This is a genomic window from Pseudomonas sp. M5A4_2d, from assembly GCF_053345295.1.
Genome location: NZ_JBKEZW010000002.1, coordinates 603,028 through 623,140 on the forward strand (window position 1 = coordinate 603,028; position 20,113 = coordinate 623,140).

General features: G+C 61.5%; 19 protein-coding genes. 9 read left to right on the top strand and 10 right to left on the bottom strand.

Annotation, left to right across the window (positions count from 1 at the left end):
- The first annotated feature begins 3 nt into the window (after positions 1–3).
- The gene (locus ACLBW8_RS09785; RefSeq protein WP_447805258.1) at positions 4–1,341 is read left to right on the top strand and encodes a dihydroorotase; all 1,338 of its coding nucleotides are present in this window, start codon (positions 4–6) and stop codon (positions 1,339–1,341) included.
- Here ACLBW8_RS09785 and ACLBW8_RS09790 read toward each other — a convergent pair.
- Entirely contained in the window at positions 1,338–1,859 is a 522-nt protein-coding gene (locus tag ACLBW8_RS09790; RefSeq protein WP_053258748.1) for a DUF3617 domain-containing protein, read from the bottom strand. The genes ACLBW8_RS09785 and ACLBW8_RS09790 overlap by 4 nt on opposite strands.
- A gap of 130 nt (positions 1,860–1,989) precedes the next feature.
- Here ACLBW8_RS09790 and cls point away from each other — a divergent pair, with 130 nt between their 5' ends.
- Positions 1,990–3,429, top strand: coding sequence for a cardiolipin synthase (gene cls / locus ACLBW8_RS09795; protein WP_064454800.1), 1,440 nt, complete (start codon positions 1,990–1,992; stop codon positions 3,427–3,429).
- Between the two features lie 138 nt (positions 3,430–3,567).
- On the opposite strand, the gene cfaB is transcribed toward cls, so the two are convergent.
- The 8 genes from cfaB to hflK (ACLBW8_RS09835) all read right to left on the bottom strand — a co-directional run bounded on the left by cfaB (position 3,568) and on the right by hflK (ACLBW8_RS09835) (position 12,742).
- Positions 3,568–4,752 carry a C17 cyclopropane fatty acid synthase CfaB gene (gene cfaB, locus ACLBW8_RS09800; RefSeq protein ID WP_262666607.1) on the bottom strand — a complete coding sequence of 395 codons (1,185 nt, stop codon included), beginning with the start codon at positions 4,750–4,752 and terminating at the stop codon, positions 3,568–3,570.
- An 87-nt stretch (positions 4,753–4,839) separates the two neighbouring features.
- Positions 4,840–5,628: an HvfC/BufC family peptide modification chaperone gene (locus ACLBW8_RS09805; protein WP_447805259.1), complete on the bottom strand. Its 789-nt coding sequence runs from the start codon at positions 5,626–5,628 to the stop codon at positions 4,840–4,842.
- Entirely contained in the window at positions 5,619–6,464 is an 846-nt protein-coding gene (gene bufB, locus ACLBW8_RS09810; RefSeq protein ID WP_447805260.1) for an MNIO family bufferin maturase, read from the bottom strand. Before bufB ends, ACLBW8_RS09805 begins: the two co-directional genes overlap by 10 nt.
- Positions 6,465–6,531: 67 nt before the next feature.
- On the bottom strand, positions 6,532–6,783 hold the full coding sequence (gene bufA2 / locus ACLBW8_RS09815; RefSeq protein WP_064454804.1) for a BufA2 family periplasmic bufferin-type metallophore: 252 nt from the start codon (positions 6,781–6,783) through the stop codon (positions 6,532–6,534).
- A gap of 117 nt (positions 6,784–6,900) precedes the next feature.
- A complete protein-coding gene (locus ACLBW8_RS09820) occupies positions 6,901–8,787 on the bottom strand; it encodes a cation-translocating P-type ATPase (protein ID WP_447805261.1) in 1,887 nt (628 codons plus the stop codon).
- Positions 8,784–9,818, bottom strand: coding sequence for a protease modulator HflK (gene hflK / locus ACLBW8_RS09825; RefSeq protein ID WP_447805262.1), 1,035 nt, complete (start codon positions 9,816–9,818; stop codon positions 8,784–8,786). The genes ACLBW8_RS09820 and hflK (ACLBW8_RS09825) overlap by 4 nt, the downstream gene beginning before the upstream one ends.
- The gene (gene hflC / locus ACLBW8_RS09830) at positions 9,815–10,804 is read right to left on the bottom strand and encodes a protease modulator HflC (protein WP_064454807.1); all 990 of its coding nucleotides are present in this window, start codon (positions 10,802–10,804) and stop codon (positions 9,815–9,817) included. Before hflC ends, hflK (ACLBW8_RS09825) begins: the two co-directional genes overlap by 4 nt.
- Positions 10,805–10,816: 12 nt before the next feature.
- Entirely contained in the window at positions 10,817–12,742 is a 1,926-nt protein-coding gene (gene hflK / locus ACLBW8_RS09835) for a protease modulator HflK (RefSeq protein ID WP_447805263.1), read from the bottom strand.
- 319 nt (positions 12,743–13,061) lie between these two features.
- Here hflK (ACLBW8_RS09835) and ACLBW8_RS09840 point away from each other — a divergent pair, with 319 nt between their 5' ends.
- From ACLBW8_RS09840 to ACLBW8_RS09865, 6 genes are read left to right on the top strand one after another with little or no spacing between them, the layout of a single operon-like run.
- A complete protein-coding gene (locus ACLBW8_RS09840) occupies positions 13,062–13,679 on the top strand; it encodes a CDP-alcohol phosphatidyltransferase family protein (protein ID WP_447805264.1) in 618 nt (205 codons plus the stop codon).
- A 10-nt stretch (positions 13,680–13,689) separates the two neighbouring features.
- The gene (locus tag ACLBW8_RS09845) at positions 13,690–15,444 is read left to right on the top strand and encodes a bifunctional alpha/beta hydrolase/class I SAM-dependent methyltransferase (protein ID WP_447805265.1); all 1,755 of its coding nucleotides are present in this window, start codon (positions 13,690–13,692) and stop codon (positions 15,442–15,444) included.
- Positions 15,445–15,446: 2 nt separating this feature from the next.
- Positions 15,447–16,745 carry a phosphatase PAP2/dual specificity phosphatase family protein gene (locus ACLBW8_RS09850; RefSeq protein ID WP_447805266.1) on the top strand — a complete coding sequence of 433 codons (1,299 nt, stop codon included), beginning with the start codon at positions 15,447–15,449 and terminating at the stop codon, positions 16,743–16,745.
- Positions 16,735–17,178: a hypothetical protein gene (locus ACLBW8_RS09855; RefSeq protein WP_447805267.1), complete on the top strand. Its 444-nt coding sequence runs from the start codon at positions 16,735–16,737 to the stop codon at positions 17,176–17,178. Before ACLBW8_RS09850 ends, ACLBW8_RS09855 begins: the two co-directional genes overlap by 11 nt.
- A 9-nt stretch (positions 17,179–17,187) precedes the next feature.
- Positions 17,188–17,808, top strand: a complete 621-nt coding sequence (locus ACLBW8_RS09860) for a lysophospholipid acyltransferase family protein (RefSeq protein WP_064454813.1) — start codon at positions 17,188–17,190, stop codon at positions 17,806–17,808.
- A gap of 1 nt (position 17,809) precedes the next feature.
- A complete protein-coding gene (locus tag ACLBW8_RS09865) occupies positions 17,810–18,742 on the top strand; it encodes a phosphatidate cytidylyltransferase (RefSeq protein WP_064454814.1) in 933 nt (310 codons plus the stop codon).
- 85 nt (positions 18,743–18,827) lie between these two features.
- Here the strand turns inward: ACLBW8_RS09865 and ACLBW8_RS09870 are convergent, their stop codons facing one another.
- Positions 18,828–19,301, bottom strand: coding sequence for an Lrp/AsnC family transcriptional regulator (locus ACLBW8_RS09870; RefSeq protein ID WP_447805320.1), 474 nt, complete (start codon positions 19,299–19,301; stop codon positions 18,828–18,830).
- A 137-nt stretch (positions 19,302–19,438) separates the two neighbouring features.
- Between ACLBW8_RS09870 and ACLBW8_RS09875 the strand changes: the two genes are divergently transcribed.
- Positions 19,439–20,068, top strand: coding sequence for a LysE family translocator (locus ACLBW8_RS09875; RefSeq protein ID WP_064454815.1), 630 nt, complete (start codon positions 19,439–19,441; stop codon positions 20,066–20,068).
- Positions 20,069–20,113 lie beyond the last annotated feature (45 nt).

The following is a 20,113-nucleotide window of genomic DNA, read 5'->3' on the forward strand; positions in this document are numbered from 1 at the left end:
ACCATGAGCCGCCTGCTGATTCGCAATGCCCGCCTGGTGAATGAAGGCCAGTTATTCGACGCTGATGTACTGGTCGCCAATGGCCGTATCGAGAAGATCGCCACCAGCATTGAAGGCTATAACGAACCCGTAGAAATCGACGCCCAAGGCCAATGGCTGCTGCCGGGAATGATCGATGACCAGGTACACTTTCGCGAACCCGGCGCGCCCGAAAAAGGCAGTTTCTACAGTGAATCCCGCGCTGCAGTGGCGGGTGGCATCACCAGCTTCATGGACATGCCCAACACCCACCCCGCCACACTTAACCTGGAAGCCCTGGCCGATAAAAAGCGCCGGGCCGCGTTGCACTCGGTGGCCAACTACGGCTTTCACTTTGGAGTCAGCAACGACAACCTCGACACGGTTGCCGCCCTGGACCCGCGCGAAGTGGCCGGGGTGAAAGTGTTCATGGGCGCCTCCACCGGCAACATGCTGGTGGACGACCCACGGATTCTGGAGCGACTGTTTGCCGAAGTACCCACCATCCTGCTCGCTCACTGCGAACACACGCCGAGCATCCTGGCCAACGAGCAACGCCTGCGCGAGCGCTTCGGCGAGCATATTCCCGCCGTCGCCCACCCGCTGATTCGGGATGCCGAAGCCTGCTATCGCTCATCATCGTTTGCAGTGGAACTGGCCAAGCGTCATGGCACGCGCCTGCATGTGCTGCACCTGACCAGCGCCATCGAGTTGGCGCTGTTCGAAGATAAACCCCTGGCCGAAAAGCGCATCACCGCCGAAGTCTGCCTGCACCATCTGCTGTTCGATGACCACGACTATCACCGCCTCGGCCACCAGATCAAATGCAACCCGGCGATCAAGACGCGCGCCGACCGCGACGCCCTCCGCCAGGCCTTGCTGACTGACCGACTGGATGTGATTGGCAGTGACCATGCGCCGCATACCTGGGCGCAAAAACAATTGAGCTATCGCGAAGCGCCGTCCGGGCTGCCGTTGGTGCAGCACGCGTTGCCGGCGTTGTTGGAGTTGGTCGCGGACGGGCTCTTGCCCCTGCCGACCCTGGTGGCCAAAACCAGTCACCGGGTGGCCGACCTGTTCGCCATTCCCGATCGTGGCTACTTGCGCGAAGGCTATTGGGCCGACCTAGTGCTGATCAAACCCGAGCCCGAAGGCAAACCCGTCAGCAGCCAGCCGATACTCGCTCGCTGCGGCTGGACGCCCTTCGCCGAGCGCAGCTTTCGCCACAGCGTCAGCACCACGCTGGTGTCAGGCCACCTGGCGTGGCACAACGGCCAGGTGGTCGACAGTTGCCAGGGCTTACCCCTGCACTTTCTGCGTTAAGCGCGGGGTTTGACCGTACCGCAATCGTTGCCCAGCCACTGTGCGTGGGTGTCCAGGCTGCCCTTCTGCTGAACGCCGGTCGCATTGAAAGTGCCATTAACCGTCGTGGTGAATTCCTGCTGGCTCTGGAACGTCGCTACACCGGTGCCCTGGGCTTTCGGGCAGCTGAAACGAAACTTCCACTGGTTGCCGGTCTTGTCGGTCACTTGCTGTTTACAGCCCGATTGCGGGTCAGTCAGCGGGATTGAATCAGAGGCGACCTGGGCCGGGGTGAGGCACACCTGCACGCCTTTGCCGGCCATGGTGATGCCCTGTTTTTCCAGCATCGCGCGCTGTTCAGGGGTCATCTGTTGTTTGAGCTGACCGAGGATCAGCGACAGGTCCGGCAAGTCCTGGTTATCAACTTTCATATTACTGGTGGTCAATTCCCACAAGCCCGGCGCCAGCATCTGCGCCTGAGCCGCCACGGGCAGCGACAATCCAACAACCATGGCCAAACCAAGCAGACGAGCATTCATCGGGTAACTCCTGGATAATTGTGGGCGTTAGACGCCGCAAAGCTGCCAGTGTTGCACGGCAAATAAAATAGCGACATTCACCGTCGAACATGGTCTGTTAGGCACTTGGTTGCCTGGAGTTACGTCGTTCATGGATTTTTTTGGCCCGCACTTGCTCGCCTACTTCATTGCCACGCTGCACTTTCTCGGGACTCTGGCCGCGATTCACGCGGTGCTGACCGTCAGGACCGCCCAAGGCTCAATCGCCTGGGCCTTGTCGCTGATGTTCATGCCTTACCTGACGCTGATTCCGTACCTGATCTTTGGTCGCAGCACTTTCGACGCCTATATCCAGGCGCGTCGCCAGGCCAACCAGGAAATGCACACCGCCATCACCGCGCTGAACTGGCGCCCATGGGTCGATGAGGCGCTGGCCGCACGCAACTCCAATGCCTACGCATCCCTGCGCGCCATGCCCAAATTGGGCCGCATGCCGTGCCTGGCCAACAACGAAGTACGCTTGCTGATCAATGGCGACGCTACTTTCAGCGCAATCTTCGACGCTATCCGCACGGCCAAAACGGCGGTGCTGTTCCAGTTTTTTATCATTCATGACGACGAACTCGGCCGCCAACTGCACACCTTGCTCAAGGAAAAGGCCGCCGAAGGCGTAGACATCCACGTGCTCTATGACCGCATCGGCAGCCACGCCCTGCCCTATCGTTACGTGCAATCCCTGCGCGACGCCGGAGTAAAGGTCAAAGCATTTGCCACCCGCAGCGGCTGGCTCAACCGCTTCCAGGTCAACTTCCGCAACCATCGCAAGATCGTCGTAGTGGACGGCATCACCGGGTTTGTCGGCGGGCATAACGTCGGCGATGAGTACCTGGGCAAAAAGCCGCCATTGGCGCCATGGCGCGATACCCATGTGCAGGTCACTGGCCCGGTCGTGGCATGCCTGCAGGAGTCGTTTGCCGAAGACTGGTTCTGGGCCGCGCGCGAGTTGCCGCCACTGATCCTGCCGGACACTTACCCCGAAGACGGCGTGCTCTGCCAACTGCTCGCCAGCGGCCCGGCTGACCCGTATGAAACCTGCTCGCTGTTTTTCGTCGAAGCGATCCATGCCGCGACAGAGCGAGTGTGGATCACCAGCCCCTATTTCGTGCCCGACGAAGCTGTATTCGCCGCCCTGCGCCTGGCGGTTTTACGCGGGGTGGATGTGCGCCTGCTGCTGCCATCGCGGCCCGACCACCGCATTGTGTATGCCGCCTCCAGCCTCTACGCCATCGAAGCGGTGCGCGCCGGCGTGCGGGTGTTCCGCTATAAGCCGGGCTTCCTGCATCAAAAAGTGGTGTTGGTGGACAGCGAAATCAGCGCCATCGGCAGTGCGAACATGGACAACCGTTCGTTCCGGCTTAATTTCGAAGTGATGCTGCTGACCGTGGACGAGGCGTTTGCCAGCGAAGTGGAACAGATGCTGCTGGACGACTTCGCCCTCGCCCATGAAGTCAGCCAGGAAGAAAGCCGCGAAACCCGCCGCCTGCAACAACTGGGCATGCGGGTCGCGCGTTTGATCTCACCGATTCTTTAACAGCCAACACAGAATGAATGTGGGAGCGGGCTTGCTCGCGAAGGCGGTATGCCAGTGCCAAATAAGCTGGCTGATCTACCGCTTTCGCGAGCAAGCCCGCTCCCACATTTACATCTTCAGCGTCTTCGTAACACTGCTTCAGCGGTAGATATCTTCCCGCGTCCACGGCAGTTCATGGCTGCCATCGGCATGAGGTTTCACTGCCAGGATCTGATGCAGGTTGATCCAGCCCCGTGCGAACGCATAGGCACAACCGGCCAGGTACAGCCGCCAAATACGCAACGCTTGCTCCGGCACCATCTTCGCCGCCGCTTCAAGGTTGTCCTCAAGCCGCTCGCTCCAATGGTCCAGCGTGCGCGCGTAATGCAGGCGCAGGCTTTCGACGTCCACCACTTCAAGCCCGACTTCACTGATCTCGGCAGTCATCATCGCCAGATGGGGCAACTCACCATTGGGGAACACGTAACGCTCGATAAAGTCCCCGGCGCCACGGCCGACAGGACGACCATCCGTGTGCTTGGCGGTAATGCCGTGGTTCATCACCAGGCCGCCTTCACGCACCGCGCCAAACAGGGTTTGGCAGTATTGCGCCAGGTTGGCATGGCCAACGTGTTCGAACATGCCCACGCTCACCACTTTGTCGAAGCGACCGTCTTGGGGCAGGTCGCGATAGTCGAGCAGTTGCAGGTCCACCTGGTCTTCCAGGCCATCCGCTTTGACACGTTCCCGGGCCAGTGCCAACTGCTCCTTGCTCAGGGTGATACCAAACACTTTGACCCCGAATTCCCGCGCCGCAAAACGCGCCAAACCGCCCCAGCCACAGCCCACATCAAGCAAATATTCACCCGGTTGCAAACGCAGTTTGCGGCACAGGTGGCGAAATTTGTCTTGTTGAGCCTGGTCGATGGATTCGCTACCGGTTTCAAAGTAGCCGCAGGAGTACGCCATGTCCTGGTCCAGCCAAAGCTGGTAGAACTCGTTGGACAGATCGTAATGGTAGGAAATGGCGGCAGCGTCAGTGGCCTTGTCGTGGATCGAGCGCACCGGATGACTTTCCTCGTCATCTTCGATCAGGGCGTGACTCAACTCGTCACATACCCGAATGACCTCGGCGATGGAACCTTCCAGCTCCAATTTGCCCTCGACGAACGCTTCGCCCAATGAGTCGAGCGTTGGATGGGTCAGCATGGAGACCGCCGTGGGGTCCTTCACCACGATGGTCACACTGGGCTCAGGGCCCAAGTTGAATTCATGGCCGTCCCAGAGTCGAAGACGAAGCGGTAGCTTGAGATTCTGTAAGGCCGGTGGAAGTGGCGCGAGCATGAGTAGTCCCCCCTTGTTTCAGACGTCTGGAATGAGGGTAGACCATCCGAAGACAAAGTAGGTGGCTATCGAATTGATAGCGCTTTTCTACGAGGCCCGAAACTCGAGCAAACCGTCTTGGATCCACTGTTTCAGCCACGTCACCGCTTGCAGCGGTGCACCCTCCTTATAAGTGACTGCTAACTCTGCGCACAGTTCTGAAAAGCTCCAGCCGGTGGCGACCATTCCTGCCAGTGCGCAGGCTTCAGAGGGTTCCAGGCTGCGGTAGTGGCACACGTTCTGGTGGCGCCACACCAGGCAAACCTGCGCTAATTCCAGCGCGTGGCTGTCGGGGAAGTCCGACTCATCCTTGCTGGCCCGCCAAATCGCCACGGTATTGAACTGGCAAAGCATCTGCTGCACAGAAGGCGCCAGGGCTACCCGCAAACCTGGCCAGGCTTCGGGTGGCAGTTGCGCCATATCATTCAGGGTCAGCAGCTCACCCTGCGGCGCATCAAATGCCAGGGTAAAGGCCCACTCCAACCGTGCCAGTTCGGCCAGCGGCGCGCTCTGCTCAGCCACCAGGTGCTCAACGATAAATGCCGGGAACCGCTCACCCAGCCAACGCAGGCTGTAATGGGCGGACGGATAACGCCGCACATAGGCCTGTGTCAATAACGCGAACTCATCATCCCCCAGCCAATACCAGATGGCGCCGAAATCATGGCGCAACACTTCCTGCAACCGCGACACGTAGGCGTTGTGATAAATCGCCAACCCCGTGTCTACGTCCAGGGTCGGGCCACCGAGCAAGGTGGCGGTGAAACCACTGTTAGCCACCGCCGTTTCGGATAATAGATGCTGTTCAAAGGCCAACTGCCAATCGGTCAGGCGCATAACGACCTCCGGGCCAACGCGGTAGCCCCCAGTTCACGGGCCTTGCTCAGCTCGGTCAGCAGCTCTTCGAACGGCGGGAAATGGTCGTCGCGCTCCAAGAGCGTCGACACCGGCCCCAAATGCTCAAGTGTCTGTTGATAGAGCGCCCACACCGGATCGCATACCGGATGGTCATGGGTGTCGACGACATAATCGCCGTAGTCCATATGCCCGGCCAAATGCAGTTGGCGGATACTCTCGGGCGGCAGGCTGCGGATAAACGTCCACGCATCAAACCCGTGATTGCGCGAGCTGACATATACATTGTTGACGTCCAGCAGCAACTGGCACCCCGTGAGGTGAGCCAAGGCATTGAGGAATTCCCACTCAGTGAATTCGTCCGCCCTGGAGCGTACATAGCTGGAGACATTTTCCAGCACCAACGGACGCTGCAACACGTCCTGCACTTGGCGCACACGGCCGGCCACGTGGTAGAGGCTTTCTTCGGTGTACGGCAGTGGCAGCAAATCGTGCAGCTGATGCGCGCTGCCGCGGCTCCAGCACAGGTGATCGGAAACCCACGCAGGTTGAATACGCTCGGCGAGCTGTTTGATTTGTTTAAGGTAATCGGTATCGAGGGCATGGGGCCCACCGATGGACAGGGACACACCGTGCATCACCAGGGGATAGCGCTCGGCTATAGCGTCCAGGTAGTACAAGGCTTTACCGCCCTGGACCAGATAATTCTCGGAGATCACTTCGAACCAATCCACGGCCGGCGACTGTTCAAGGATCTGCTGGTAATACTCACTGCGTAAACCCAGGCCGTAACCCAGACTGTTAAGGGAAGTGGACATCAGACACTCCTGGACAAAGTGTCCGCAGCGGCGGGGGGCGTCCGCTGCGGTTGCACTGGTTTGCCGGTTATTCGCCGACTTTGCCGCCTTTTTCGTCGCACATGGCTTTGCTCATAGAGAGGAAGCCCTGGCCTTTGCAGGAACCTTGACCTTTGCAGGCGTGGTCTTTGGTTTTGCAGTCGTTCTGGCCTTTGCAGGCGTTGACGCCATAGCAATGCACAGCGGTATCAGCGGCTTGAGCCTGAGTGACAACACCAGCAAACATAGTAGCGGCGGCCATTGCGAGGGCGGCACCGGCAGCAGCGGATTTAATGTTCATTCTCGTATTCCTCATGAGCAGTAGTGGAGCCGGTCTGAACGGATTGTTCAGTCTCGACATACCACTAGAGTGAGGTCCCGCATTGGCGTTACAGCCGTGTGCAAATATTTCTGAAAATTATTCGTCGAGCTTCAAAAGCGGCTCCTGAAAGCGCAGCAAACGCCCGGCGTTGCCCAGTACCAGCAAGGTGCTGAGGTTATGTAACACTGCCGCAATCATTGCGCCTGCTGCGCCCAGCCAGCCAAACGCCGCGAACACCACGATGGCCAAGGTCCAGCCCAGGCCGATAACCACATTGACCTGCAACGTGTGTCGGCACTGACGGCTCAGGCGCACACAAGTGCCCAGGCGGCGCAGGTCGCTGCCGATCAACACCACGTCCGCCGACGCGAGGGCGATGTCCGCCCCGCCCGCGCCCATCGCCACGCCAACCACACCCGCCTTGAGCGCCAGTGAGTCGTTGATGCCGTCGCCCACCACCATCGGCCGGAAACCACTGCTGATTTCTCCCAGCACGCGGTTGAGCTTGTCTTCCGGCAAGGCCTGCGCTTCGACGTCGCTGATGCCTACGTCCAGCGCGAGGCTGTCGGCCACGCTTTGACGGTCGCCGGTCAGCAGCAATTGGCGGCCAAGGCCTAAATCCCGCAACTCTTGCAGTGCCTGACGTGCCTCCGGCTTGACGCTGTCGGCCAGCAACAGCCACGCGAGGAACTGCCCATTCAGCGCCAACCCGGCAATCGGGCCGTCGTGATTGGGGACAGGGGTGCTGACGATGCCCAATTGCTCAAACAACTCCGGTCGCCCAAGGGCCGCCTCGCCCTGCTCGGTCTGCGCCACTACGCCAAGGCCCTGGCGTTCGCGAATGTCCGTAAGCGCCAGCATTTGTTCCTGAGTCGCCAAACCTGCCAATGCACGGCTGACCGGGTGGCTGCTGGCCGAACCGAGGCTGGCCGCCAGGTTCAACACCACCTGCCGATCCGGCGCCGTGGTTTCGATGGACTGCAAGCGCAAGGTGCCAAAGGTCAGCGTGCCGGTCTTGTCGACCACCAACGAGGTCAGGTCCGCCAGTTCCTCCAGAAACGCGGAGCTGCGAATCAAAATCCCATGGCGCGCCGCCACCGCAATCCCGGCAATCGCCGTGGCCGGTGCCGACAGCACCAAGGCACACGGGCACGCCGCCACCAGCACGGCGAGCATCGCCTGGGCGTCATTGGTAACAAACCAGGTCACCGCCGCCAGCAGCAACACCAGCACCATATAGCTGCCGGCATAGCGCTCCAGCAGCCGCGTGATCGGCGGTTTGGAGCGCTCGGCGTTCTGCATCAGCGCAATGACTTTGCCCAAGGTCGACTCATCACCGGTGCGCGTCACTTGCAGGCGCAACACGCCATCAAGGTTGATCGCCCCACCAAACACCTGCACGCCGACGCCGGCTTCCAACGGCACCGACTCCCCGGTGATAGGCGCCGTGTCCAGGCTGGCCTGGCCGGACAGCACCACGCCATCGGCGGGTACCCGGTCGCCGGCGCGCACTTCGACGATATCGCCGGTGTTCAGCGTGCCGTTATCCACTTCAACAATGCTGCCGTCAGCCTGCACCAACCGCGCGTGGCTGCGGGTGAGTTTGCCCAGTGCGTGAATTGCTTCCTGGGAGCCGATCACGCTGCGTTCTTCCAGCACATGGCCGAAGATCATGATGATCGGCAGCAAGGCGGCGGTCAGCAGGTCGCCCGTGGCCCACGCCCCCATCATCGCCAGCGCGATCAATTGGTCGGTGATGCCATGCAGGCTCGGGTAGCGCAGGCTGTACCAGGCCGAACGCATCACCGGCACGGCCACCAGCAAGGAAGCGACGCCGAGCAGTAATTGGCTGACACCGTTTTGATCCGGCGCCAGCCAGCGCCACACCAGGCCCAATACCAGCAACCCAAAGGCCAACATGGCCAGGGTCAATTGCCGGGCAGCACTGCGCTGCTCGGCGGACGTCAACATAGGCGCGCTCATTGCTCGGCTCCCTGGATGATCAAGCGGGAGTCGTCTTTAGGATCGACCGTCGTCACTGAACCGGCCTGGCCAAGAATTTTCGGCACGCGCTCGCGGTAAAGGCGCAGCAGCAAGCCTGGGTCTTTGACCTGCGCCAGGCTGGCAACAGTGGCGGTTTGCGCCTGGGCATTGGCCAGGCGCTCACTGGCCTGGGCGTGGGCAACTTGCACCAGGCGGTCAGCCTCCTGGTTCGCGCTCTGGGTGAGTTTTTCCACTTCGGTGCGCGCGTTGGCCACGGCTTTATCGGCTTGCTGGCTGGCCGTCAGCACCGCGTTGAACGCATTCACCGCCGGGCCCGGCAGGCTCGATTGCACGTCGACACGGGTGACTTCAATGCCCAGCCCCAAACCCGTCGCGGCCAGCTCCGCCAGGCACTTATTAATAGCTTGCACCAGATCTGCGCGAAGCCGCTCACGGCGCTCGGCCGCGCCGTTGTCAGTGCCGATCAGTTCCGGGCGCGCCACCAGAATCGTGTCCAGATCGCGCGCAGCCGTCAGCGCCACGGCGCTGCGCGTCACCAGTCGATCCAACGCCGGCAGCACATGCTCGCCCTGCAGCACAAACGCGTAGGGTTCGGTGACCTTGTAAAACACCCGCACATCCAGCTGCACCACACCGGCATCGCCGGTCAGCAGATAACCGGAACCCGCCAGCGCATCACTCAATGGCGTGGCGAAACTGGCGACGCGGTCGGCCTGGGTTGCCGCATCGGAGCGCAGCAGGTTCTCCACCCGACGTTCGATCACGCGGTCCGCTGCGGGTAACAGCACGACTTGCTCGAACGGCTGTGGCCACGCCAGCAGGAGCCCGGCGTTCTGAATCCGATCCAGCGCGCCGAAGTGCAATACCACAGCGCGGTTTTGCGGGTCGATCTGCCGCACATTGGAAAACGCCCAAGCCAACGCCGCCAGCACCGTCACCGCGTACAACGCCAGGAACGTCAGGCGCCCGGCCTGGATCCACGGGCTGTCCGGGCCGTCACGCTCGGTCATGGTTGAACGTCCTTCGGCCCGTCCACCAGTGCACGGAACGGCGCGGCGTCGGTGCGCAGGATGATCCGGGTGCTCGGCGTGACCACCGTGCCCAAGGTGTCGAGCGAACGCAGCAGGTTGTACAGCTGCGGATTGCCCGCGTAGGCCCGACCATAAATTTGCGCTGCTTCAACCCGCGACTGGGCTTCGATATCGGCGGCTTTCACCGTGGCATCGGCCTGCACAATTCGCGCATCACGCTCGGCGGCAGAGCGGATCTGCGCCGCTTCACGCTTACCGACAGCGGTGCGTTCAGTGGCAATGGTTTCACGCTCGGCACGCATGCGGTCGACGGTGGCCGTGAGGGTGACCGACGGCAGGGTCAGGCGCTCGATACCGACTTGCGCCACGCGCACGCCGTAGGTGGTGAGCAATTGTTGATCAATCTGCTGACGCAATTGCGCCTCGAAATCGGCAATGCGCACCTGGCTGGCGTCGGTGTTAATCAAGCTGGACAGGTCGAAGCTGGCCGCCGTGGTTTCCAGCGCCGAGCCGACGAACGTGCGAATCTGCCGCGCCGCTTCGTCCGGCTGGTTCTGCACCGCGCGCATAAAGCGCTGCACATTGTCGGCATCGCCCTGCACCTGCCACGCCACATAGGCCTGCACGATGATCCGCAGGCCGTCGCGGGTACCCACATCCTGCAAACCGCTGGAGGTAGTGCGCAAGCGCAGGTCCACCGGGATCGCGGCTTCGAAAGGTGCCGGCCAGCGCCAGCCCAGGCCCGGTTCCAGCAGCACCCGCGACGGGTTGCCGAACCGCGTAATCACCGTGGCCTCGCCGGAACGCACTTGCACCAGGCTGGCGGCCGCCACCGCAAACAGCACCAGCAACACCGCCCAGGCCATGCGCCGCCAAGGGAAAGGCCCGGCCGCCTGCTCATCGCCGTGATGGTGATGATGATGGCCGTGGTGGTGATGGCCGTGATCGTGAGAATGAGCGCTCAACAGACAGACTCCTTATTGAACGGCTTTACGCGGCACCGAAGGATCGGCCGGCAAAGTAAAAGAACGCAGATCGATCGTTGGCGCGCCATCGGCGCCCAGGCGGTGATCCAGAATAAGCAGCTTGGCGTGCGCCAGCCCTTGGCTCAGTTGAGCGAGATACTGCTCCAGCACGAAGGCACGGCCTGCGGTGGCGTAAGCCTTTTGTTCGGCGCTAAAGCGCAGGTCTGCCGCTTGGGCGCCCGCGTTCACTTCACGGGCGGTGGCCATCGCCTGGTCGCGCGCGGTGCTGGCCAGCAGCAAAGCCTGGTTGGTTTGTTCGCTGGCGGCGCCGCGCTCACGGGAAATCAGCGCCTGGGCACCAATTTGTGCCGCCTGCACGCCGTGGTAGGCGTTGGCGGCGCCGGCCGGTGGGTGAATGGCTTCCACCACCGTGGCCAGAATTTCCACGCCGCTGTCGAGTTTTTGCAGGTCCGCCTGTACGGCGCGCCCGACCTCGTCGGCGAGGCTGGTGCGTTGTTCGCCAAGAAGTTCGTCGAGGGTGCGCGAGGCAAAGTCATGCACGAGGATGCGGCTGGCGGTACTGCGAATCAGCGTCGGCACATCGGCGCTGTTATAGGTGGCGGCCAGTGCGGCCTGATCGGTGAGGCCGATGCGGTAGACGAAACGTACGTCCATATTGACGATCTGGAAGCTCTGCTTGTCGCCGCTGCTGCTGGCGATCACCTGGGACTTGTCATTCACATGGCTGGCATCCCACAACCGGTTGGCGATCAGCGGCGCCGGGCCTTCGGCAGGGGCCAACGGCAGTGCTGCGGCGTCGCTGGCGCTGGTGGCCAGCTCATGCACAACGCCGTTTTCCACACTCAGGACGCGACCCAGTGGCCACGGCAACCCGGCATGCAGACCCGGGCCGAAGACTTCCACCGGTTTGCCGAACCGCTCATAAATCCCACGGCCTTGCAGGGGCACTTCGTGCACGCCGGTCAGTGACCAGCCTACCGCCAGCACCACCAGCAGCACCGGCAAGAACGCCCGGCGCATGTAGGTAAACGCCCAGATCTGGCGCAGGTCGATGCCGAAGCGGTTATGCAGTTCGTGCTGCAAAGCGAGCAAGGGTTGTGGCGGCCAGCGCAGCAGCCCGGCGATAAAGCTTTGCGCCATCAAGCGCGGTTCGAGCCGTGGCTGGCGCGGGCTGAACAGCGACAGCGTGCCCCTTAACAGGAACTCCAGCGCCACCAGCGCTGGCAACAGGCCAACAATCGTCGCCAAGCGCAGCGGCCAGACGGATTGCGCGCCGGCAAACAACAAACAGATCGCACTGACCACCAGGACAAGAATCGCCACCCGGATCAACTGCGCCAGCTGCGAAGCTTCAGGCCATTGCGCAGCGGTTTCCTGAGCCAGACGGCGCTCGAACACCAACAAGCCAAAGGCCAGCGCCAGCGCCAACGCAGCGCCGATGCTCGCGGATTGCCCCACGGGCGATGCGGGCAGGGCCAGGTTCCAGAATTCGATGATGCTGACCAACGCCAACAACGACCAACCACAGAGCCACAACACGGGCGCGCCGATCTGGGCCAGCAAGCCGCTGCCAAAGCGCTCGAGCAGGCGCGCGTACCCGCCCAGCTCTTCGACGGGCCGTTCGATCAGTTCAGCCGCAGGCTCTTCCAGCGCCTGGGCGCGCCAATCGGCGACCCACCACGCCGATTGCAACCCGGCCACCAGCACCAGCAGAGCGCTCGCGCAATTGATCAGCACCACCGGCCAGATCGACAGCGGCGCAAACAAGGCGACGAACAACGCCAGCACCCAACCGGCGACAGCCAGGGCGGTCAGGCTGATGCCGGCCTGCCTCAATCGACGGGCATGGAACAACCCTTGTTGAAAACGCGCGAGGCCTTCAACCGAAGCGCCGTCAGCTTCTAAATCCACTTGCATCCACTCAACGCCCGCTTACACACAGTTCGTTACGATATAACACGCGGCGTGAAATTTTTGTTCGCTAAAGACCGTTTTTGAGCCCTGCGCAACGCCCCTGTGGACAGGGCTTACTCGCGATGGCGATGGGTCAGTGGATGCCTGTACTGGCTGGCCCACCGCTATCAGGCGCAAGCCCCCTGCCACAAATACCCTCCGGCACCGGCGAGACCGTGACTAACCCCCCATAAACACGCGCCATCACTGGTGCAGGCACGGATTAATCGGCACACTCCAAAACAGTTTTCGCGGGTTCACGGACAAGGAAGCGCCACTCCCCATGATTTCGATCTATCAGCTCAAGCCGCGTTTTCAAAACCTGCTGCGCCCCCTCGTGCAGCGTCTCTATGACAACGGCACCACCGCCAACCAGATCACCGTGTTGGCTGGCGTGGTTTCCCTGCTGGTCGGCCTGTTGATCGCCAGCTTCGCCCAACACCTCTGGCTGTTTGCGCTGATCCCGCTGTGGATGATCCTGCGCATGGCACTCAATGCCATCGACGGCATGCTCGCCCGGGACTTTGGCCAGCAATCGCGCCTCGGTGCCTACCTCAATGAACTGTGCGACGTCATCGCCGACAGCGCGCTGATCCTGCCTTTTGCCCTGATCCCCGATGCCAGCCTGGTGCCGGTGCTGCTGGTGGCGCTGCTCGCCGTGTTCAGCGAGTACGCCGGTGTGCTCGGGCCGATGGTGGGCGCTTCGCGCCGCTACGACGGCCCAATGGGCAAGAGTGATCGCGCGTTTGTACTCGGGGTGCTCGCCACCGGCGTGGCACTGGGTTGGCTCAACGCAGGCTGGGTCGATACGGTGATGTGGCTGGTCGCCGCCCTGCTCGCCTACACCTTGGTCAACCGTGTGCGCCAAGGCCTCAAAGAAACGATTTCCCCTTCTGCATAAGGAATTTGCGATGCGCGAACAGCAAGAGCACACCTTCAGTACCCATGATGGCGTCGAGCTTTTCTATCGGCACTGGCCGGCCACGGCGCCTGCGGGCGATGAGCCGCGCAAGGCGATCCTGCTGTTTCATCGCGGCCACGAACATTCGGGGCGCATTGCTCACCTGGTCGACGAACTCGACCTGCCGCAATTCGATTTCTTCGCCTGGGACGCACGCGGCCACGGCCAATCCCCCGGCGCACGCGGTGACAGCCCCAGCTTCGCCACCAGCGCGCGCGACGTGCAGACCTTCTGCGACCATATCGGCGCTACTTACGGCATCGAAGAAGAGAACGTCGCCGTCATCGCCCAAAGCGTGGGCGCCGTGATCGCCGCCACCTGGGTGCACGATTACGCACCCAAAATCCGCGCCCTGGTGCTGGCTTCCCCGGCGTTCAAGGTCAAGCTCTACGTACCTTTTGCGCGACCGGGCCTGGCGCTGATGCGCACGTTGCGCGGCAACTTTTTCGTCAACAGTTACGTCAAGGCCAAGTTCCTCAGCCACGACCCGGAGCGGGTCGCGTCCTACGACAGCGACCCATTGATCACCAAAGCCATTTCAGTGAATGTGCTGCTCGGGCTGTACGAAGCTGCCGATCGCGTTGTAGCCGATGCCCAGGCGATTCAAGTGCCCACACAACTGCTGATCTCCGGCTCCGACTTTGTGGTGCACCGTAAACCCCAGCAGCAATTTTTCGACCGCCTCGGCAGCCTGAAAAAAGAGCTGCATATTCTTCCCGGTTTTTTCCACGACACCCTCGGCGAACGCGACCGAGCGATAGCCGTGAGCAGCGCCAAGCGCTTTATCCTGCAGAACTTCACCCACCCGCTGGACCGCGCCTCTTTACTCGACGCCGACAAATTGGGCGCCACCTGCGCCGAGTCGGAATCCCTCGCCGCGCCGCTGCCACGTCATTCATTGCGCGACCTGTACTGGCGCATGACCCGCGCCAGCATGGGCTTGGGCAAGAACTTGTCGGCCGGCGTGAAATTGGGCTTCGACACCGGCTTCGACTCCGGTAGCACGCTGGACTACGTGTACCGCAACACGCCCACCGGTAAGGGCGGGCTGGGGCGGATGATCGACACCAACTACCTCAACTCCATCGGCTGGCGCGGCATTCGCCAGCGCAAGCTGAATGTCGAAGAACTGCTGCGCCTGGCCATGGCCAAGTTGCGCGCAGATGATCGTGAGGTGCGAATTGTCGATATCGCCGCCGGCCACGGCCGCTATATTCTCGAAGCCTTGCAGGGCGTTTCGCCGCTGCCGGAATCAATCCTGCTGCGCGACTACAGTGACATCAACGTGCGCGACGGTGGCGCGCTGATCCGCGAAAAAGGCCTTGGGGATATCGCCCAGTTCGTCAAAGGTGATGCGTTTGACCGGGCTGATCTGGCGGCACTGGACCCCAAGCCGACTTTGGCGGTGGTGTCCGGGCTGTATGAATTGTTTGCCGATAACCGCATGGTCGGCGGTTCATTGGCAGGGCTGGCCGAAGCGGTGGAGCCTGGCGGTTATCTGGTTTACACCGGCCAACCGTGGCATCCGCAGCTGGAACTGATCGCCCGCGCGCTCACCAGCCATCGCCAGGGCCAGGCCTGGGTGATGCGCCGGCGCAGCCAGGCGGAGATGGATCAGTTGGTCGAGGCCGCAGGCTTTCGCAAGATCACCCAGCGTGTCGACGAATGGGGCATTTTCACCGTGTCCCTGGCACAGAAGATCTGAGCATGCGCGAACCCGGCTTATTGAAACCGGCAGTCCTGTGGCTGCTGTTGCTGGCGCCGTTGTTTTTCAGTACCTACGGCTTTGCCACCTGGGTCACCAGCCAGCGCAGCGACGTCGGCACACTGGTGTTCGGCTGGGAAACCCATATGCCGTTCTGGGCCTGGACCATCGTGCCCTATTGGTCCATTGACCTGCTCTACGGGTTCTCGTTGCTGCTGCCCAACACTCGCCATGAGTTGAAACAACACGCATTGCGCCTGCTCAGTGCGCAAGTCATTGCTGTGAGCTGCTTCCTCATCTGGCCACTGCGTTTCACCTTTGAACGGCCGGAACTGGACGGTGTGTTTGGCTGGCTGTTTGCGGTACTGGCCGGCTTCGACAAACCGTTCAACCAGGCGCCCTCACTGCACATCGCGCTGCTGGTGATCCTGTGGGTCATGTACCAGCGCCACACGCAAGGGTTCTGGCGTTGGGTGGTGCATGGCTGGTTCGCGTTAATCGGTATTTCGGTGCTGTCCACTTATCAACATCACTTTATTGACTTACCCACAGGCGCCCTCGCCGGCTGGTTATGCGTGTGGTTGTGGCCCGTGGAGCACCCGAGCCCGCTGTTGAATGCAAGGCTTACGCGGGATTCGCAGCAGTGGCGGCTCGGCTTGCGTTACGGCGCGGGGTCGGTGGTGCTGTTGATTGTGGCGCTGAGCTTGGGGGGCGGGTGGCTCTGGCTGATCTGGCCGGCGGTTTCCCTTGGCCTGATAAAGGCAAACTACCTGGCACTGGGCGCTGCGGGCTTTCAGAAACGCACCGATGGCCGTCTGACGCCCGCCGCACGCTGGTTGTATGCGCCCTACCTGGCGGCGGCGTGGATTAACTCGCGGTTGTGGACGCGTAAACATCCACAACCCGACCAGGTTGTGGATAACGTCTGGCTTGGTCGAATTCCTACCGCTAGTGAACAGGGGTCATTCAAGGCCATCGTCGATCTCTGCGCCGAATTGCCGATTAATCCACAGAGCTGCGCTTATCAATGCATCCCTGTGCTCGACTTGATCGCCCCGACCCCCGCCGAATGCCTGCAAGCCGCGCAAGCCATCGAACGCCTGCGCCTGGGCGGGCCCGTGCTGGTGTGCTGCGCCCTGGGTTATTCGCGCAGCGCCACGGCGGTCGCCGCATGGTTGCTGCACAGTGGCCGCGCGGCCAGTGTCGAGGAAGCGCTGGCTATTATTCGTACAGCCAGGCCCAGCGTGGTCCTGCATCCCGCTCACCGTGAAGCACTGGAGGGTTTACCCCATGCCTGCTGATATGGAACTCCAAGTGGTCGCCAGCCTTCTGCGCCGGGGCCGATCGCTCGATCAGTTATCCACAGGCCTGACCGTGGTCGGTGTGCTGTTCGGCCTGGCTCAATTGCTGATGGCGAGTATTTCGACAATCTGCCTGCTGCTCAGCCTGTGGATGATTATTCTCGGCCTGCTGCAAAAGTACTGGGCGCTACGCGTGGCTTTCGATGCCGACCTGTTCGCTCTGCTGGCCTGCGACCCCCAGCGCACACCCGATCTCGACCAGGCCTTGCAAACCCTCGGCCTGCAATCGCCCAAACGCGCTGGCAGGCCCTGGACCGAACGCCGTCGCGGCGCCCTTAAATTGTTGCGCAAGCAGGCTTGGCTGCTGGGTGCGCAAGTGCTGTTGACCTTGCTGGTGATACTCGCCAGCCCTTGGCTACCTTTTGCCGGATAAGGAATTCCCATGTTCGAACCTGTGGTCGCCACACTGATTACCTCGATGGCCCGCACCGTCACAGGCGCCCGTAGCCTGTGGCTGGGTTGCGCGCCGGTTCCGGTGCAACGCATTTACTTCGCCAACCACAGCAGCCACGGCGACTTTGTGCTGCTGTGGGCATCACTGCCGCAGAACCTGCGCAAATTCACGCGCCCGGTGGCCGGTAGCGATTACTGGAACAAAAGTGCCTTGCGCCGCTACATCATCAACCGTGTATTCAATGGTGTGCTGATCGACCGCGAGCGCAAAGATCCTGTGGATAACCCCTTGCAGCCCATGCTGGCTGCGCTTGAAGGCGGCGACTCGCTGATCATCTTCCCCGAAGGCACGCGCAACCTGGAGGACGGCCTGCTGCCGTTCAAAAGCGGCCTGTATCACCTGGCAAAAAGTTACCCACAGGCGGAATTGGTCCCCGTGTGGATAGCCAACCTCAACCGGGTCATGCCCAAGGGCCGCGTGCTGCCGCTGCCGTTGTTGTGTACCACCAGCTTCGGCGCGCCGTTGCAATTGGAAGAAGGCGAAGACAAAGCCGCGTTCCTTGCCCGTACCCGCGACGCCCTGCTTGCCCTCGCCCCGGAGCATGTCTGACATGGATAGCCAAACCTTGATGTTGTTCGGCGGGATCGGCGCGATCCTGGTGCTCGCCTCACTGATCGGACTGATCCTCAAACTGCGCACCCGTGGTACACCGAATGCGGTGATCGACAACCTCAACGCCCGCATTAACGCCTGGTGGGTAATGGTGGTGGTGATCGGCATTGCTTTCTGGCTCGGTACCGGCGCGGTGATCCTGCTGTTCTACGCGGTGTCGTTCTATGCCCTGCGCGAATTCCTCACCCTCACCCCCACGCGCCGCAGCGACTACCCGGCGCTGGTGGCCGCGTTTTACGTGGCCCTGCCCTTGCAATACGTGCTGATCTACTCGGACTGGTACGGGCTGTTCTCGATCTTTATCCCGGTGTATGTGTTCCTGCTGCTGCCGATCCTCGCGTCCCTCGGTGGCGACAGCACGCACTTCCTCGAACGTGCATCGAAAGTGCAATGGGGCCTGATGATCGCGGTCTTCTGCGTGTCATTCGTGCCGGCCTTGTTGACCCTCGACATCCCCGGTTATGAAGGCCGTAACCTCTTGCTGATCGCCTACCTGGTGATTGTGGTGCAACTGTCGGACGTACTGCAGTACGTGTGCGGCAAGCTGTTCGGCAAGCACAAGATCGCGCCCAACCTGTCGCCCTCCAAAACCGTCGAAGGCTTTATTGGCGGGATTCTGCTGTCGTCCCTGATCGGTGCGGCGCTGTGGTGGACTACGCCGTTTAATCCGTGGCAGTCGTTTTTGATCGCGTTGTTGATCAACCTGTTGGGTTTTGCCGGCGGCATTGTGATGTCGGCGATCAAGCGCGACCGGGGCGTTAAGGATTGGGGGCATATGATCGAAGGACATGGCGGGATGCTGGATCGTCTGGATTCGGTGTGTTTTGCCGCGCCGATTTTCTTTCACCTCGTTCGCTACTGGTGGACCTGAGCCATACAGCCTCAAGCCCAATGCGGATCAAATGTGGGAGCTGGCTTGCCTGCTCCCACACTGGTTTTGCAGTGTTTTCCAGTCCTCAGCCCGGCAAATGTCCCAGGGGCAAGGCGCCTGGGGTTTTCACGGTCTGGATCGCGAAGTTACTGCGAATATCCCTCACCCCCGGCAGCTTCAACAGGCTGCCGGTGACGAACCGCTCATACCCACGTAAGTCCGGCACCATCACCTGCAACAAAAAGTCCGACTCCCCCGACACCAGAAACGCCGAGATCACTTCGGGCAATGCCGTCACCGCCTCGCGAAAGGCATTGGCTTCGGTGTCGTTGTGCCGCTCCACCTTCACGCCGACGAACACCATCATGCCCAGCCCCACTTCGTCGCGGTCCAGCGTGGCCTGATAACCGCGAATCACCCCGGCTTCTTCCAACAGACGCACGCGGCGCAAACAGGGGGAGGCGGACAGACCGATCGCATCAGCCAGTTGCACATTACTCAGGCGGCCGTCCCGTTGCAGCGCTTCGAGAATCTTGCGGTCGAACGCATCAAGTTTGATATTTGGCATAAGTGGATGGCCGCTGGCTGTATTGGTGGCAGATAGTGCCAAGACTAGACGCTTATCTGGCTGACTTCGCAAGCACCTGCCCCGCCTTTCAACTCTAGAATTGGCCGACAAATGGTGGGAGGTGAAACATGGCGCAGCTCTGGTTATTTCTGTTGGCCTTATCGGTGGCTTTCCTGTTGCCGGGGCCGGACATGATCCTGCTGCTGCAAACCGGCGCGCGCCAGGGCAAGGCCTTGGCGCTGACCACGACAATCGGCTTGGGGCTGGCCCGGGCATGCCATGTGGCGTTGGCCGGTATGGGTTTGGCGACGTTGTTCAAAGTGGCGCCGTGGACGTTTGACGTGGTGCGCCTCGGTGGCGCCGCCTACCTGTTATGGCTGGGCGTGCAATGCCTGCGTGCCAATGGGCTGACATCGTTCAACGAGAGCCAGGGCGCACCGTCGGTCCACGCCTGGCGCACGGCCTTTCAGCGCGGCCTGCTCACCAATCTGCTCAACCCCAAGGCCCTGCTGTTCTGCTCAGTGCTGCTGCCGCAATTCATCAACCCACAAGCAGGCCCGGTGGCGGCGCAGTTTGCGTTGCTCGGTGTAATCCTGGTGAGCGTCGGTTTCGCATTCGACTGCTGCTATGCCCTGGCCGGCGCGCGCATCGGCCACTGGCTGGCGCGCAATCGCTCGGCGCAGCGTGTGCAGCAGTGGTTATTTGGCAGTCTTTTGATTGGTTTTGCGGTGCGTCTTACGTTTGTGCAGCAGGCCTGAGCACGTCGGCAATTTCACGTCATCTTTTGTATCAAAGACGCGTGT